The sequence below is a fragment of the Curtobacterium sp. MCBD17_003 genome, assembly GCF_003234885.2.
In the GTDB taxonomy this organism is placed as follows: Bacteria; Actinomycetota; Actinomycetes; order Actinomycetales; family Microbacteriaceae; genus Curtobacterium.
The window spans coordinates 2,154,557-2,169,455 of record NZ_CP126275.1 but is presented as its reverse complement, the minus strand read 5'-3'; the positions used below and the strand labels follow the sequence as shown (position 1 = coordinate 2,169,455).

Below are 14,899 nucleotides of genomic sequence, written 5' to 3'. Positions count from 1 at the left end.
GCTATTGTTGTTCTCCGTTGCGGCGAGCCGCGACGGTACGCGCCTCTAGCTCAATTGGCAGAGCAACTGACTCTTAATCAGTGGGTTCTGGGTTCAAGTCCCAGGGGGCGCACCACCAGCCCCGGACCTCCCGGCATCAGCCGCAGGTTCGGGGCTTCGTCGTTGCCAGGCGCGGCCGTCGTCCCCCTCGATCGGGGGCGTCGTCCGGCAACCGCGGCGCTCGCGGGTCGCGCCGAGGACGACCTGGACTCGGTGTAGCGTGCGTACCTCCGGGCGGGAGCAGGGGGGGTGACGGGTGGGAACAGCGGACGAGGACGTGTCCGACCTCATCGCGGCGTTCACCTCCGTACAGCGGGCGAACGCCGCGCTCATGCGGCAGCTGAGCCTCCTCGCGGGCGTGCACGAGAACGCGCTGCGGGCGCTCGTGCTCATCGACGACACGGCCCGGTCCACGCCGACCGAGGTCGCCGGGTTCCTCGAGCTGACCTCCGGTGCGGTCACGAGCATGCTCGACCGACTCGTGGCGGGCGGGTTCATCAAGCGGATCCCGAACCCGGCCGACCGGCGCGGGTCCCTGCTGACGCTCGAACCCGCGGGTCAGGCCGTCGTCGCGCAGATCCGGCGCCGCTACGAGGGGGTCATGCGGGCCGTCGACGCCGAGCACCGGGCCGGGCTGTACCTCGTGCTGAACGACCTCGCGACCGGGCTGCTCGAGCAGGCGCAGGGCGTCGTGTCCGACGCGGCCGCCGCGGGCGCAGACGGGACGTAGTCCCGGGACCGGCGGCGACCGCGGCGTGCGGCACGGTGCCGCGGCGTCAACGTCGGTCGAGCTCGGACGACCGCGCCCGGTACTCCGTCGCGTCGATCTCGCCGCGCGCGAACCGGTCCGCGAGGACGGCCCGGGCGTCGGAGCGAGCGCGCCACGGCCCGCGGCGGAGGACCCCGAACACGAGGGCGAGCACGACGAGGGTCGCGAGGAACACGACGGGGAACACGGCGAACGGGGCCATGGGCGGGCCGCCGTGCCAGGACGGTGCGGCGGCGAGTGTAGAGAGTGCGGGTGTCATGGTGACCTCCTCGGTCGGTGGCTGGGCGTCGCTGGTGCGACCGGTCCAGGCTCCTGCTCCGCGGTCGTCCTGTCGTCCGCTCGGGGGACGCTCCTGGACGTGCTCCCGACGGCAGTACCCGAGGTCGTTCCTCCACACGCATCACGCCGGAGGGAGGAGTCCACGGACACCTCCCCGGGCGGACGACGGCGCCCCGGTCGGCACCTAGGCTTCCGGGCATGAGGAGACCCACCGAGACCGGGCGGCGGCGGTTCGCGCGCGTCGGCAGGGTGCTCCCGGTGGCGGCACTGCAACTCGTCGGCACCCTCGTCCTGTCGCGCTGGACCGGGCCGACGCCCGGCACCGTGCCCGCTCATCCGGGACCGCCGTGGGGGCCGGGAACGGGGGAGGCCGTCGTGGCGGCACCCGGTCCGCTCGCGATCGCGATGCTCGTCGCTGCGGTGGTCGTCCTGCCGTTCCGGTGGCGTTGGCCGGTCGTCGTCCTCGGCGTGACGCTGGCGACGACCCTCGGCTACGCGGTCCTCGTGAGCCCGCGGGGTCCCTTCGTCGCGGCCCTCACCATGGCGGCGGTGAACGCGTGGCTGTCGGGTCGTCGCCGTTCCGCGGCCGCGGCGGTGGCGATCGGCGCGTTCGTGCTCCCGTGGGTGGACCTCGCGACCGGGCGTTCGTCCGTCCTGCCCTGGGGGACGGTCACCGTCATGCTCGCGTGGGGTGGACTCACGATCGCGCTCAGCGAGCTCGCTCGCGTCCGCGTGCTCCGCGCGGCCGAGGCCCGCCGCGCACGCGCGGAAGCGGTCCGGCGGCGCGCCGAGGACGAACGCGTCCGCATCGCTCGTGAGCTGCACGACTCGGTGGCGCACAACATGTCGCTGATCAACCTGCAGGCCGGGGTGGCGCTGCACCTCGGCGCCGACCTGCCGGACCCGACCCGGGCCGCGTTGACGAGCATCCGCGACGCCAGCCACGAGGCCCTCGTGGAGCTCCGCGCGGTGCTCGGGGTCCTCCGCAGGGTGGACGATCCGGACGCGGGAACGAACAGCGGCGGCGCGGGTGCGGCGACCGGGAGTGGGACCGAGGCGACCGGGGATGGGGGCGTCGTGGTGCCCGAACGGTCCCCGGTGCCCGGCCTCGATCGACTCCGGGATCTCGTCCTGCGCGCGGAGGCGGCCGGACTCGACGTCACGCTCGACGTCGACGGCGACCTCGGCGCCGTCGACCGCATCGTGGATCGGACGGCGTTCCGCATCGTGCAGGAGTCGGTGACGAACGTCATGAAGCACGCGCCGTGGAATCGTGTCGCGGTGGTCGTCGGCGCGTCTGCGGAAGTCCTCGACGTCACCGTGGAGGACCTGCCCGACGCGCGCGGGCGGAGGGGCACTGCTGCACAGCCGGACCCGGCCGCGTCAGTCGCGTCCTCCGCGTCGGCCGCGTCCTCCGCGTCGCCCTCGGTGGACGCCCCGCAGGACACCCTCGACCGCGCCCAGGCCGGCCTCGGTCCGTCGGGCAACGGCATCATCGGCATGCGGGAGCGGGTGGCTGCGGTCGGGGGCGTGCTCGAAGCCGGCCCGGTCACCGGTGGCGGATGGCGGGTGCACGCGCGGCTCCCGACCACCGGCACGACCCAGACCCCGACCCCGACCACCGGCACGACCACGACCACGACCACGGGCACGGACATCACGGACCGACGGACCGCTGCCCTCGAGCGAGGACAGGAGGCACACCGTGGATGACGCCAGCGAGGCGGCGCCGCTCCGGTTGGTGATCGCGGACGACCAGGCACTCGTCCGCGCCGGACTGCGGGCGCTCGTCGAGTCCGAGCCCGACATGACCGTCGTCGCCGAGGCCGCCGACGGCGAGGACGCCGTGCGTGCCGCCGTGAAACACCACCCCGACGTCGTGCTCATGGACATCCGGATGCCCCGCGTCGACGGACTCGTGGCGACGCGGCGCATCGGTGCCGACCCGGCGCTCCGTGACGTGCGCGTCGTGGTCCTCACGACCTTCGAGGAGGACGCCTTCGTGTTCGAGGCGATCCGGGGCGGAGCGGCCGGGTTCCTGGTCAAGGACACCGAGCCGGCCGAGCTCCTCCGCGCGATCCGGACGGTGGTTGCGGGTGACTCGTTGCTCTCGCCGGGGGCGACCCGGTCCCTCGTCGCCGCCTTCGCCACGCACGCCACCCCGGCGGAACTGACCCCTGCACTCGACCGCTTGACCGACCGGGAGCGCGAGGTCATGCGCTGGGTCGCCGGGGGACTGTCGAACAGCGAGATCGCCCAACGCCTGTTCATCAGCCCTGCGACGACGAAGTCACACGTGAGCCGGGCGATGGTGAAGCTCGGCGCACGGGACCGGGCGCAGCTCGTCGTGTTCGCCTACGAGACGGGCCTCGTCGCACCCGGCTGGTCCGGCTCCTGACCGCGTGGCCCCCAGCGCGGATCGGTAGGGTCGACCAGGCCGACGAACCGGAGGTGGTCGATGACGTCCTGGGTGGAGCACGCCCTCTGGTGGCACGTGTACCCGTTGGGGTTCGTCGGTGCCGACATCCGTCCGCCGGATGCCCCCGCGCCGTCGGCACGGGAACGCCCGGTCGAGCACCGGCTCGGCCGACTCGAGGCGTGGCTCGACCACGTCGTCGACCTCGGGCTGAACGGCATCGCGCTGGGACCGGTGTTCGCGTCGTCGACGCACGGCTACGACACGCTCGACCACTTCCAGGTGGACCCGCGGCTCGGGGACGAGGACGACCTCCTCCGTCTCGTCGCCACGGCGCACGACCGCGGCGTCCGGGTGCTGCTCGACGGGGTGTTCAACCACGTGGGGCGCGCGCATCCGGCGTTCCGAGCGCTCGAGGAGGACGGACCCGCGGCCCCGACCGCCGGACTGTTCCGCGTGCGCTGGGACGGGTGGCGTCCCGGTGACCGCGTCGACGCGGACGTGTTCGAGGGCCACGACCAACTCGTCGCCCTCGACCACGGCTCCTCGGGGACCGTCGACCTGGTCGTCGACGTCATGACCCACTGGCTCGACCGCGGCGTGGACGGCTGGCGCCTCGACGCCGCGTACGCCGTGCCTCCCGCGTTCTGGGCGGCGGTGTTGCCCCGCGTGCGAGAGCGGCACCCGGACGCTTGGTTCTCGGGTGAGGTGATCCACGGTGACGCCGCTGCCGTCGTGCGGGCCTCGACCATGGACTCGGTCACCCAGTACGAGCTGTGGCAGGGCATCTGGCACGGCATCGCGGACGGCAACTGCCACGAGCTCGCACACGCGATCCGCCGGCACGACGCGCTCCTGTCGACGTTCGTCCCGAGCACGTTCGTCGGTAACCACGACGTGACGCGCATCACCTCCGCGGTCGGTCCGCGGCACCTGCCGCACGCCCTCGCGGTCCTGTTCACGGTGGCCGGCGTGCCGAGTGTGTACGCGGGCGACGAGTACGCCTTCCGCGGCGTCAAGGAGGCCCGGGTCGGCGGCGACGACGCCGTGCGCCCGGCGTTCCCACCCGTGCCGCCGGCTCCGGCCGACCTCGATCCGGAGGGCCGGGACGCGTTCCGCACGCACCAGGCGCTCGTCGCCGTGCGGCGTCGCCACCCGTGGCTGCACCGCGCGCACACGGACGTCGTGCACCTCGAGAACACGGCGATCGTGCTCCGGACGGCGATCGGCACGGACGCGGTCGTCACCGCGCTCAACATCGGCGACGAGGCGGTGTCGCTGCCCGCGGCCGGGTCGACCATGATCGAGGCGGGCGCGGGCGAGGTCGACCACGGTCGCGTCCGACTGGCGGCCTCCGGTTGGGCGGTGCTCGGCGGGTGACCGCTCGTCGCGTCTCCGGGCGAGCCTGCATGACCGCCGTGCTCGTCGTGGCCGGCTGGGTGGTCGCCCCGCCCGTGGCGTCCGCCGCGCCGTCGGACCGACCCGCGTCGGCCGCCATCGGGAGGCTCGGCGTCGGGGGGCTCGGTGTCGGGAGGCTCGCCGTCGCGGCACCCGCGTCCACCGCGACGCGTTCGTCCCCGCCGGTCCGGCCGTTCCCGACCCGCGGGCGCCCGGACTACCAGCTCGGCGGCGCCTACCGTCCGCCCGCCGGCGTCACGATCGTCGAACGGGACAGCACCGCGCATCCGGCACCGGGCACGTACGGGATCTGCTACGTCAACGGGTTCCAGACCCAGCCCCAGGACACCGCGTGGTGGCGGCGCGAGCACCCGAGGGACCTCCTCCGGACCGCATCGGGGAAACCGGTCAGCGATCCCGGGTGGCCGGACGAGGTCCTCCTGGACACCGGGACCGCGGCGCACCGTCGAGACGTCGTCCGGGTCCTGTCCCGCACCGTGGACCGCTGTGCACGTCGTGGGTTCGACGCCGTCGAGTTCGACAACCTCGACTCGTGGACGCGCTCGCGCGGGCGCCTCAGCCGCGCTGACGCCCTCGCCACCGCCGCGCTCCTGGTCGACGTGGCGCACCGGGACGGCCTCACCGCGGGGCAGAAGAACGCGCCGGGCCTCGGCACGCGGGGGCGGGACGTCGGGGGCTTCGACTTCGCCGTCGCCGAGGAGTGCGTGCGCTACGACGAGTGCCGTGCGTACACCCGCGTGTACGGCGGACGGGTGATCGACGTCGAGTACAGCGACGCGCTCCGCACGACGTTCGCCGCCGCCTGCCGTTCCGCGTCGCGGCCGCGCATGACGATCCTCCGCGATCGTGACCTCGTCACGCCCTCGCACGCGGCGTACCGGTACCGGCGCTGCCTCGTCGCCGGCTCGTGAGAGCATCGTCGCGCCCCCGCCCGCCGACAGGAAGCCGCTCCGTGCCCCGCTCCGACACCACCGCCACCGCCCTCGTGATCGGAGCCGGGATCGCCGGCGCCGCCACCGCGTTCGCCCTGGCGCGCCGTGGGGTGGCCGTGACGGTCGTCGACGACGGCGCGACCGGGCAGGCGACCGCGGCGAGTGCGGGGATCCTGCAGCCCTGGTCGTCCGCGGTCGACGGGCCGTTCCTCGACCTCTACGCGGCGGGCGCCGCGTTCTACCCGAACCTGCTCGCGCAGCTCGCCGGCGTCGGCGTGACCCGGACCGACCACCGTCGGAGCGGTGCGCTCGTCGTCAACGCCGACCCGGCCCTCCTGGACGCGGCGGAGGCCCGGGTCCGGTCGCGGGCGGCCGTCGCCGGGTCGGTCGTCGGCGCGGTGGAGCGCATCACGAACGCCGAGGCCCGACGACGCTTCCCTCCGCTCGCCGCGGGACTCGACGCGCTCTTCATCGAGGGCGGCGGACGCGTGGACGGCCGCACGCTCCGTGATGCGCTCCTCCTGGCGGCCGAGCGCCTCGGCGCGGTGCGGCGGGGCGGCCACGTCCGATCGGTGCGCGTCGTGCAGGGCCGGCCGCTGGTCGACGTCGACGGCGCGGACACGACGGCGGACGTCGTCGTGGTCGCCGCGGGCGCGTGGTCACGGGACCTCCTCGCATCCACGGGTGCCGCCGTCCCGGTCGCACCGCAGCGCGGTCAGATCACGCACCTCCGCGTCGAGGGCGTCGACACGTCCGCCTGGCCCTCCGTCCACCCGTTGTCGCACCACTACCTCGTGGCGTTCGACGACTCGCGCGTCGCCGTCGGCGCGACCCGCGAGACCGGCAGCGGGTTCGATCCACGCGTCACCGCGGCCGGGCAGCTCCAGGTCCTGCAGGACGCGCTGGCGGTCGCGCCGGGACTCGCGGACGCGACGCTCATCGAGACGCGGGTCGGGCTGCGGCCCCTGCCCGACGAGACCATGCCGGTCGTCGGTGCGCTGCCGGGTGCGCCGGGCGTCGTCGTCGCGACGGGGTACGGCGCGGCCGGACTGACGATGGGCCCGCTGCTGGGTGACGCCGTGGCCCGGTGGGTGCTGGGGGAACCGGCACCCGAGCTCGAGCACACCGCGCCCGGACGCGCTGGCGTCCCTGGCACCGACGCGCGCTGATCCGCCGGTCGTCCGGTCAGACCCCGCCGCAGGTGATCGCGCGGATCGTCGCGGCGTTCCCGCCGCCGACGCCGCCGACGAACGCGGTGGTCGGCGTGCCGTCGGTGAGCGGCTCGGACTCCACGACCCGTCGGTCGTCCTGGCCACCCTGCCGCGACGCGACGCCGATGGTGATCGTCGACATCGGGCAGGTCTCGTGCGGGGTGAGCCGGAAGCCGACGCACCCGAGGGTGCTGCACGCGTCGGGGTAGGCGGCGGCGGGGACCTGACCGTCGACCGACACCGGCAGCAGCGACGGGCGGACCTCGTGGCAGATGACGTCCTGGACCCCGGCGTACGCCTCGTTCCCGGACTCGACGAGGACGACGGGGACGCCCGCGGGGACGTCGACGAACCGCAGCGCGAGGCGGGTGGCGACGCCCGTCGCGGTGTCGGCGAACCCGACCTCGACGCGCGCGCGGCACGTCGTGGTCGTCGAGAGGGTCCAGGCCCAGCACCCGCCGTCGTCCGTGGCGCCCGGCAGCGTCGGTGACGGGTCGCAGTAGCGGCCGACGTCGGCGTCGGGGACGTCGGTGACGTGGACGTCGTCCTCGGCTCGCGGTGCGGGACCGCCGGCGCGCGTGCCGTCGGCGGTGCCCGGGCCTCCCGACCGGCCCGCGGCCGTGACCGGCCCGTGTGCCGGTGACGGCAGGGCGGGTACGACGAGTCCGGCCGCCACGACGAGGGCCGTCACCGCGACGACGACGGTCGCACCGACCGTGTCCCATCGCCGTCGGCGGGTCAGCCGTTCGTGCAGCTGCGTGGGGGTGGTCCGCCCGGGTTCGACGAACGCCGAGGCGGTGGATGTGCCCCACGCCTCCGCGGACCACGCCGTCACGGCCTGGTCATCGGTCAGCCACGGCGTGCCCAGGGCGTCCGCCCGCCGACGCGCCCGCTGCGGCACCGCCCAGGCACGCCAGCTCCGCGCGTCGGTCGCGATGCGCTCGACGGCGTCGCCGGCCAGCCGTCGTACACGACGGTGCGCCACGATCAGCCGCACGCCGCCGACGAGGATCGCGCCGCTCGCGATGACGAAGGGTCCGCGCGAGGCCGCCCCGACGGCCGTGACGACGTCGCCGGCCAGGAACACGACCGCTGCGATCCAGCGGGCGCGTCGGGCTGCCGACCACGACGGGCCGAGGAACGCGAGCATCGCCGCACGATCGCGTGTCCAGAAGCGCCATCCGCGTGGCGCGGCCGGGAGGCCCGGTGCCGGGGACCAGCCCTCCGGCGGCTCCCACAGTTGGTGCAGGGCGACCCACTCCGCCGACGGTTCGGGCCACCCGAGCGGGCGGCGGAACCGGAACGGCGGGGCCGCCGCTCCCGCGGGCTCGGACGGGACGGCGGTGTCACGGAGTTCCCCCATGCGGCGACCGTACCGGCGCCTCCCAGGTGCCGCGCAGGCCCCTCTTCGGGGTCGACGTCCCGTGCGGTCCGGACGCGTCCTGCACGACGAACGACGACGGCCCGCCACCGAGGGGGTGGCGGGCCGTCGTCGTGGTGACGGTGCTGCGGAGTCAGCTCCGCGTGGTGCCCGTCGTGCCGGTGGTGCCGCCGTCGCCCTCGAGCTCGATCTCCTCGTGCGCGACGTCCTCGGTCACGTTCTGCTGCTCGGTGACGGTGTCCTTGCCGAGGCGGACGCGCTCGACCGGCACGGTCTCCTTGTCGACGACGACGCGCTCCTCGCTGAGGGTCACCTCGTGCTCCTCCTCGCTGAGCTCCGGGCCGTCGGTCGCGGCGCCGACGTTCGCGTCGGTGATCGGCTCGCGCTCGAGTCGGACCTCCTCGTGCTGGACGGGGACGGTGACGTTCTGCTGCTCGGTGACGATGTGCTTGCGGAGGCGCGCACGGCCGGTCTGGACCTGCTGCGTGCCGACCTGGAGGTGCTGCTCCGAACGGGTCATGGCGTCGTCGGTGTCGGGGCCGGAGGTGTCGTGGCCGGCGCCCTCGAAGCCCGTGGTGCCGGTGCCGACCGTGCCCGTGGTGTCGGTGCCGGTCGTGGTGGTGTCGGTGCCGGCGTAGGTGTCCGTCGTGCCGGTGCCGCCGGTGATGCCGTAGTACGAGAACAGCGTGTTCTCCTCGTCGATGCCGAGCTGGCCGTCGGCGTCCACCCGCGGGGCGTCCTTGATCTTGGCCTTCTCGTACCCGACCGTCAACGTGCCGTTGCTGTAGTTCGCGTTCTCGAGCGGGACGAAGGACTCGGAGGTGCCGAAGAGTCCCGTCGAGACGCTGGCGAACAGCGGGTGACCGTCGTTCTGGTCCACGTAGACCTGCTTGACGGTGCCGACCTTGTCGCCGTCGCGGTCGATGACCGTCGCGTCGAAGATGTCGTTCATGGTGGTGGTGTCGATCATCGCGTTCTCCCTGATGTCGGTGGTGCTTCTCGGGTCTGCTTCTCGGTCTGCTCTGGAGCGCGTGGACGTCGGGCCCTGCGCCGGTGTGATCGCGACGCGCCGTACGGGCTGACGTCGACGCAGGCGATGCAACGCGTTCTCGGCCGTGCCGTCCCGCATGTCCGGGTGCCACCCATCGAACGGGGGACAAACAGAGCCGTTCGCGTACTTCTGCGGCCCGGGACGCGGTGCCACGACGCATGTCGGAGGATGTGGGGCACGTGCTCCTCCTGCTGCTGGTTCGTGCCGGATCCAGCCGCGTTCCCTGGCGTTCCCGGTGCCTGGGAGGATCAAACGCATGGCCTCCTCGACCTCGACACCCGTGCCCACCCGCCGTTCCGTCACCGTGCTCGCCGGCGGCGTCGGCGGGGGACGGTTCGCGCGCGGCGTGCGGCACCTCGCGCGGCAGCAGGACCTCGACGTCACCGTCGTGGTGAACACGGGTGACGACCTCTGGCTCACCGGGCTGCGCGTGTGCCCCGACCTCGACTCCGTCATGTACGCCCTCGCCGACGCGAACGACACCGAGCGCGGATGGGGGCGGGCGGGCGAGTCCGAACGGGTCAGCGCCGAGCTCACCGCCTACGGCGTGGGGTGGCCGTGGTTCACGCTCGGCGACCTCGACCTCGGCACGCACATCGCGCGCACCGCGATGCTCCGCGACGGCGACGACCTGACCCGGGCCACGGCGCGGCTGGCAGCGCGGTGGGCCCTCGACGTCACGCTCCTGCCCGTGACCGACGACGAGGTCCCGACCCTCGTCGACGTCGACCGTCCCGACGGCACCCGGGACCGCATCCACTTCGAGGAGTGGTGGGTGCGCCACCGCGCCGCGATCCCCACGCACGGGTTCGTGCAGCAGGGCGTCGAACGGGCGTCGGTCAGTGCGGCGGCAGCGGCGGCGATCCGTGGTGCCGACGTCGTGCTCCTCGCGCCGTCGAACCCGGTGGTGTCGATCGGGACGATGCTCGGGGTGCCAGGGGTCCGCGAGGCGCTCGCCGCGGCCCGGGGTCCGGTGGTCGGCGTCGCCCCGGTGATCGGAGGTCGACCCGTGCGTGGCATGGCGGACGTCTGCTGTGCGGTGGTCGGCGTCGAGGCGACGGCCGCGGGGATCGCACGGCACTACGGCGCCCGGCGGGACGGCGGGCTGCTCGACGCCTGGCTCGTCGACGAGGTCGACGCGGACTCCGCGGCCGAGCTGCAGCGCGACGGGCTCCGGACCCGGGCCGTCCCGCTCTGGATGACCGACGACGACGCCACGGCCGACATGGCGCGGGCCGCGCTGGCGCTCGGGCTGGAGGCCCGGGGAGCGTGAGCGGAGCGGATGGTCGTCGCGGATCCGCAGCCAGCGTCATGACCTGACCGCCCGTACGATCGAGCCGGAGCCCGGACCGCGGATGCATCAGGCGCACGGGCACCCACGACAGGAGGACGCATCCCGTGACCGGACCGACCATCGGCTACGCCGCCATGCTCGAGCAGTTCCACCCGACCGAGGCCGTCGCGCTGAGCGAGTACGCCGAGCAGCACGGGTTCTCGGGGGTGATGGCCGCCGACCACTTCCAGCCGTGGGTCCCCGCGCAGGGTCAGAGTTCGTTCGTGTGGAACGTGCTCACCGCCATCGGCGAACGGACCCGGGGGGACATGGGGCCCGGCGTCACGGCCCCGACGTTCCGCTGGCACCCGGCGATGGTGGCCCAGGCGTCGGCGACCCTCGCCGCCATGTACCCGGGCCGGCACTGGCTCGGACTCGGATCCGGCGAGGCGCTCAACGAGCACGTCGTCGGGCAGTACTGGCCCGAGACGCCGGAACGCATCAACCGCATGTTCGAGGCCATCGACGTCATGCAGAAGCTGTTCCGGGCCTCGGCCGCGGGCAAGGACGTCAAGCACTCCGGCACCTTCTTCAAGCTCGAGTCGACCCGGCTGTGGACCATGCCCGAGGTGCCGCCGGAGATCCTCGTCGCCACCGCCGGTCCCGTGACCGCCAAGCGCGCCGGGCGGACGGTCGACGGCCTCATCACGGTGGGGGCACCGCTCGAGAAGATCGCGGGCCTGTTCGCCAAGTTCGACGAGGGCGCGCGCGAGGCCGGCAAGGACCCGTCGACCATGCCCCGCGTCCTCCAGGTGCACCTGTCCTGGGCGCCGACCGACGAGGAGGCGCTCCGGAACGCGATGGTCGAGTGGCCGAACGGCGGCATGAAGTTCCCGAAGGCCGACATCCGCTCGCCGTTCGAGTTCGAGCAGATGGCCAAGCTCGTCCGCCCCGAGGACTTCGAGGGCCGCATGGTCATCTCGAGCGACCCGGACGTGCACCTCCGGGCGTTGCAGCGGTACGCGGACCTCGGCTTCGACCGGATCTACCTGCACAACGTCGGGCGGAACCAGCGAGAATGGATCGATGTGTTCTCCGACGCGGTCCTGCCGAAGCTGACCAGGTGACCCGGTTCACCGTCTTCGCCATCCGCGGCGTGCCCGAGGTCGTTCCGGGTGCCGACCTCGCCGCGCTCATCGGTGACGCGATCGCCGCGGACCCCGAGCAGGCGCTCGCCGACGGGGACGTCCTCGCGGTGACGAGCAAGGTCGTGTCGAAGGCCGAGGGGCGGACGGCCCCCGCCGCCGATCGTGACCGCGTGATCGCCGAGGAGACCGTCCGCGTCGTCGCCGAACGTCCCACCCCCGACGGGCGGGTCACCCGGATCGTGGAGAACCGGCTCGGCATCGTCGGTGCCGCCGCCGGGGTCGACGCCTCGAACACCGCCGACGGCACCGTCCTCCGTCTGCCGGAGGACCCGGACGCCTCCGCCCGCCGCATCCGCACGGCCCTGGAGGCCCGCTTCGGCCTCCGCCTCGGCGTGGTCGTCACCGACACGCTCGGGCGGGCGTGGCGCACCGGGCAGACCGACGTCGCGATCGGCGCGAGTGGCGTCCGGCTGCTCGTCGACCTCGCCGGGACCCTCGACGCGAGCGGACGGCCACTCGGGGTGACCGCTCCGGCGGTCGGCGACGAGATCGCCGCCGCGGCAGACCTCGCCAAGGGCAAGGCGACGGGCCTCCCGGTCGCGGTGGTCCGCGGACTCGGGCACCTGCTCGACGCCGACGCGCCCGGCGCGCGGGTGCTCCAGTACCCGGCCGAGCGCGACTGGTTCCGGCGTGGTTCCGCCGAGGCGCACCGCGACGGCTACGAGGCCGGTCTGGCAGCGGCCGCGGCCGCGGCCGCGGCCGAGCAGGCCCAGCAGACCCGCACCCACCGGATCCTGCCGCCCACCGAGGTGCCGTGACCCCGGACTGGACGATCGTCGTCCCGGTCAAGGGCACGGCGGGGGCCAAGACGCGACTCGCGGCCACGCCCGAGCAGGCCCTCGCCATCGCGCTCGACACGGTCGCCGTCGCCGCCACGGTCGCGCCGGTCGTGGTCGTGACCCACCCGTCGTCCGCGCCGGCGTTCCACGCCCTCGCCGTCACCGTGGTCGAGGACCCGGGCCGCGGCCTCGACGCCGCGGTGCTCGCGGGCATCACGACGTGCGCACACGGCCCGACCGCAGTCCTCCAGGGCGACCTGCCCGCACTCGACGCGGCGCAGCTCCGTGCCGCGCTCGCGGCGGCAGCGGCGTACCCGCGCGCGGTGCTGCCGGACGCCGACGGGACCGGCACCGTCCTGCTCACGGCACTCCACGGCCACGACCACCGCCCGCGGTTCGGACGCGGCTCCGCCCGCGCCCATCGGGCCCAGGGATACACGGAGCTCGACCTGCCGGGCCTCACCGGTCTCCGACGTGACGTGGACACCCCCGCGCACCTGGCCGCCCTCGGGTCCGGCCTGGGGCCGCGGACGCTGGCGGCGTTCGCCCGGTCCTGATCCCGCACCACCACGACGACCCGCTGCGCACTATGGTGAGCCCGTGCGGTGGTCCCCGGGCGAGGCGGATGGAGCACGCGCTGCTGCATCCTCTCCGGGGCTCCCCCGGGGCACGCGGATCGACCAGGAACACACGCCTCAGGAGCTCGGGCGCGCTCCGCGCGCTGACGCTCCCGAACGGCACGACGAGTCGTCCGGGGACCACCAGCACGCCGACCCGCCACCGACCTCGCGGCTCGTCGCCCCGGAGCGGTCGGCCGGTCTCGTCGAGACGGCGATCGCGCTCGCGGACGCCTTCCTGGCCGCGTCGGCGTGGCGACCCGCGGAGCTCTCGGCCGCCGGCACCACGACGGTCGGACGCCGTCCGGGTCTGGTCGAGCCCGCGGTCGCGGCCGTCCTCGCCGTGTACCCGCGCGCCCCACGGGACGCGCCGCGTCGGCTGGCCGGGGTCCTCGCGTCCGACCGCTCGTTCACCGCGGCGTTCGCACGCCTCACAGCCCGCCGGCCCGTGCGGCTCCGGGTGCGCACGGTCGCACCCGTGGTCGCGGCTCCGGTCGCGGCGCACGTTCCCGTCGTCGACGCGTTGCCCGATCTCGCGGCGCTGCTCGGTGTCACCACCGAGCGGCTGCTCTGGTTCGCCGACACCCGCGGGTGGAACCGTCGGGTCCCGGCCGGGAGTCCGCTCCACCACTACGAGCACCGGTGGGTCCAGCGCCCGGGACGGACCCCACGGTTGCTCGAGGCGCCGCTCCACCAGCTCCGGACGATGCAGCGGGTGGTGCTCGACCAGGTGTTGGCGCCCCTCCCGCTGTCCGACGCGGTGCACGGCTTCGTGCGCGGTCGCAGCGCGCTGTCCGGTGCCGAGGTCCACGTCGGGCACGACGTCGTCGTGAGTGCCGACCTCGTGTCCTTCTTCGCGGCCGTCCCGGCCTCCCGCGTGTACGGGATCTTCCGCCGGGTCGGGTACGCCGAACCGGTGGCGCACGTGCTCACCGGACTGTGCACGCACGTCGTGCCGGACGCGGTGCTCCGCGCGATGCCGCCGGGCGGGGACCTCGACGAGCGGTGGGCGCTCCGCCAGGCCCTCGCCACGCCACACCTGCCGCAGGGGGCGCCGTCCTCGCCGGCGCTGGCGAACCTGTCGCTCCGCCGACTCGACGCCCGGCTCGCCGGGTGGGCGCAGGCCGCGGACGCCGTCTACACGCGGTACGCGGACGACCTGGCGTTCAGCGGCGACGGCGCGATCGCCGCGCGACCCGACGCGTTCCTGCGCGGCGTCGACCGGATCGTCGCCGACGAGGGGCACGCGCTGAACCCCCGGAAGACGCGCGTGCGGCGGCAGGGGGTCCGCCAGTCGGTCACGGGCGTGGTCGTGAACGCGGTGCCCGGCGTCGGCCGACGCGAGCTCGACCGCCTCCGAGCGGTCCTGCACAACTGCGTGCGGTACGGACCGGCGTCGCAGGACCGGGGCGACCACGCCGACTTCCGCGCCCATCTGGAGGGACGGGTCGGCTGGGTGGAGCAGGTGCACCCGGCGCGCGGAGCGACGTTGCGAGCAGAGTTCGAACGGATCGCGTGGTGAGCG

Annotated in this window: 14 protein-coding genes and 1 tRNA gene; 12 read left to right on the top strand and 3 right to left on the bottom strand. The window is 74.4% G+C overall.

Going from position 1 to position 14,899, the window contains the following annotated elements; all coding sequences use genetic code 11:
- Positions 1-39 precede the first annotated feature (39 nt).
- Both DEI88_RS10250 and DEI88_RS10245 read left to right on the top strand, forming a co-directional pair.
- Positions 40-115 (top strand) — tRNA-Lys (locus DEI88_RS10250).
- A gap of 201 nt (positions 116-316) precedes the next feature.
- A complete protein-coding gene (locus DEI88_RS10245) occupies positions 317-769 on the top strand; it encodes a MarR family winged helix-turn-helix transcriptional regulator (protein ID WP_111071384.1) in 453 nt (150 codons plus the stop codon).
- A 46-nt stretch (positions 770-815) separates the two neighbouring features.
- On the opposite strand, the gene DEI88_RS10240 is transcribed toward DEI88_RS10245, so the two are convergent.
- A complete protein-coding gene (locus tag DEI88_RS10240; RefSeq protein WP_220038113.1) occupies positions 816-1,067 on the bottom strand; it encodes an SHOCT domain-containing protein in 252 nt (83 codons plus the stop codon).
- Positions 1,068-1,285: 218 nt separating this feature from the next.
- Here DEI88_RS10240 and DEI88_RS10235 point away from each other — a divergent pair, with 218 nt between their 5' ends.
- Genes DEI88_RS10235 through DEI88_RS10215 form a run of 5 tightly spaced genes read left to right on the top strand, consistent with a single transcriptional unit; the run spans position 1,286 to position 7,023 of the window.
- Entirely contained in the window at positions 1,286-2,800 is a 1,515-nt protein-coding gene (locus DEI88_RS10235; protein ID WP_111071385.1) for a sensor histidine kinase, read from the top strand.
- Positions 2,793-3,485, top strand: coding sequence for a response regulator (locus DEI88_RS10230; RefSeq protein WP_258374930.1), 693 nt, complete (start codon positions 2,793-2,795; stop codon positions 3,483-3,485). The genes DEI88_RS10235 and DEI88_RS10230 overlap by 8 nt, the downstream gene beginning before the upstream one ends.
- A 60-nt stretch (positions 3,486-3,545) precedes the next feature.
- Entirely contained in the window at positions 3,546-4,883 is a 1,338-nt protein-coding gene (locus DEI88_RS10225) for an alpha-amylase family protein (protein WP_111071386.1), read from the top strand.
- A gap of 29 nt (positions 4,884-4,912) precedes the next feature.
- On the top strand, positions 4,913-5,833 hold the full coding sequence (locus DEI88_RS10220) for an endo alpha-1,4 polygalactosaminidase (protein ID WP_111071387.1): 921 nt from the start codon (positions 4,913-4,915) through the stop codon (positions 5,831-5,833).
- A gap of 41 nt (positions 5,834-5,874) precedes the next feature.
- Positions 5,875-7,023 carry an NAD(P)/FAD-dependent oxidoreductase gene (locus DEI88_RS10215; protein WP_111071388.1) on the top strand — a complete coding sequence of 383 codons (1,149 nt, stop codon included), beginning with the start codon at positions 5,875-5,877 and terminating at the stop codon, positions 7,021-7,023.
- A 16-nt stretch (positions 7,024-7,039) separates the two neighbouring features.
- On the opposite strand, the gene DEI88_RS10210 is transcribed toward DEI88_RS10215, so the two are convergent.
- Both DEI88_RS10210 and DEI88_RS10205 read right to left on the bottom strand, forming a co-directional pair.
- The gene (locus DEI88_RS10210; RefSeq protein ID WP_111071389.1) at positions 7,040-8,428 is read right to left on the bottom strand and encodes a hypothetical protein; all 1,389 of its coding nucleotides are present in this window, start codon (positions 8,426-8,428) and stop codon (positions 7,040-7,042) included.
- A 151-nt stretch (positions 8,429-8,579) separates the two neighbouring features.
- Positions 8,580-9,416 carry a DUF2382 domain-containing protein gene (locus DEI88_RS10205; protein ID WP_111026170.1) on the bottom strand — a complete coding sequence of 279 codons (837 nt, stop codon included), beginning with the start codon at positions 9,414-9,416 and terminating at the stop codon, positions 8,580-8,582.
- A gap of 337 nt (positions 9,417-9,753) precedes the next feature.
- On the opposite strand from DEI88_RS10205, the gene cofD reads away from it, so the two are divergent.
- From cofD to DEI88_RS10180, 5 genes are all read left to right on the top strand, one after another.
- The gene (cofD, locus tag DEI88_RS10200; RefSeq protein ID WP_111071390.1) at positions 9,754-10,770 is read left to right on the top strand and encodes a 2-phospho-L-lactate transferase; all 1,017 of its coding nucleotides are present in this window, start codon (positions 9,754-9,756) and stop codon (positions 10,768-10,770) included.
- Between the two features lie 155 nt (positions 10,771-10,925).
- The gene (locus DEI88_RS10195) at positions 10,926-11,897 is read left to right on the top strand and encodes a TIGR03557 family F420-dependent LLM class oxidoreductase (RefSeq protein ID WP_111009641.1); all 972 of its coding nucleotides are present in this window, start codon (positions 10,926-10,928) and stop codon (positions 11,895-11,897) included.
- Positions 11,849-12,736, top strand: a complete 888-nt coding sequence (gene cofE / locus DEI88_RS10190; RefSeq protein WP_111071391.1) for a coenzyme F420-0:L-glutamate ligase — start codon at positions 11,849-11,851, stop codon at positions 12,734-12,736. Before DEI88_RS10195 ends, cofE begins: the two co-directional genes overlap by 49 nt.
- Positions 12,733-13,314 carry a 2-phospho-L-lactate guanylyltransferase gene (cofC, locus tag DEI88_RS10185; RefSeq protein WP_111071392.1) on the top strand — a complete coding sequence of 194 codons (582 nt, stop codon included), beginning with the start codon at positions 12,733-12,735 and terminating at the stop codon, positions 13,312-13,314. Before cofE ends, cofC begins: the two co-directional genes overlap by 4 nt.
- A gap of 43 nt (positions 13,315-13,357) precedes the next feature.
- A complete protein-coding gene (locus tag DEI88_RS10180) occupies positions 13,358-14,896 on the top strand; it encodes a reverse transcriptase family protein (protein ID WP_111071393.1) in 1,539 nt (512 codons plus the stop codon).
- The last annotated feature ends 3 nt before the right edge of the window (positions 14,897-14,899 follow it).